The organism is Bartonella sp. AA56HLJMS (genome assembly GCF_042197145.1).
Taxonomy (GTDB): Bacteria; Pseudomonadota; Alphaproteobacteria; order Rhizobiales; family Rhizobiaceae; genus Bartonella.
This window is the reverse complement of record NZ_JBHIRL010000085.1, coordinates 1-1052: the sequence shown is the minus strand read 5'-3', so window position 1 is coordinate 1052 and position 1052 is coordinate 1. Positions and strand designations below refer to the sequence as shown.

Genomic DNA, 1052 nt, shown 5'->3' with positions numbered 1-1052 from the left:
TAGTCAGTGCGACGATAGGAGCGCTCTACTTGTCCTCCTACTGTATGACTTAGAATAGTTTCAGCGACCTCATAGGGAGCATCGGTTGTTTCTGCTAGCCAATCGCGTAAACTAGAGCGAAAACCATGCGGGCAGGCTTCAAGTTTATTGTCTCTCATATATTGAGCCATACACTTCTCAGCGAGGGGACCGCGACCTTTAGCAGAAAAAAAGAAATCATTACGAGAAAGCAATCGTGCTTGTTTTAAAATGTCTAATGCTTCAGTTGATAAAGGCACGCGAAATTCTTTTGTTGTATCACGCTTGCCTTTCATATTTTCAGCAGGTATGGTCCATATATCCCCATCAATTTGATCTTTATGAATATGACGTAAAGGATTGGTACGAACACCTGTCAGAATAAGCAAACGCAAAGCCAGTTGTGTTATGGTTGATGCTTCACAGAGTGTTTTATAAAAAGCCGGAACCTCTCTCCAATCCATGGCTGGTCTATTAGTGACCTTATGGCGTTGTTTTCCTAAGAGAGCTTTTGCTTTTTCTACAGCTTGTAAATCAACATCTACACCTAATGCAGCCGCATGTTTGAGACAAAGATTAAGACGTATCAATGCTGTTCGAGCAATTACAGCCTTTGTATGCCAAATGGGAGAAAGGGTATTGCGTATCTCTGTTTGCGTAATCTCTGAAACGGGTAAACAGCCTAATTTAGGGAGAATATGAAGGCGTAAAGGTGTAAACCATTTACCATTTTTACCATCACCTTTTAATTCAGCTTTACGAGTTTCAAAAGTATCTAGTGCAATATCTTTTAAGTAATGGAGATTGCTTATTGCCTCACGCTTTTGTTTTTCACGTTCTTTAATAGGGTCACGCCCTTCACGTAAAACAGCCCGCCATCCTGTTGCCAATTCACGGGCTTGTTTTAAAGAAACATCTCTTAAAGCACCCAAGCCCATTTCACGGCGCCGACCATGAATGGTATAACGATACAGCCATTGAGCACCTCCATCTTTACGCTTATGAAGAAGCAAGCCGGCACCATCATTATATTT

1 protein-coding gene is annotated in these 1052 nt (G+C 41.5%); it reads right to left on the bottom strand.

Going from position 1 to position 1052, the window contains the following annotated elements:
* Nucleotides 1–1052: tyrosine-type recombinase/integrase (locus ACFINI_RS09965; protein WP_375648042.1), on the bottom strand; the 1052-nt coding region annotated here is incomplete at both ends.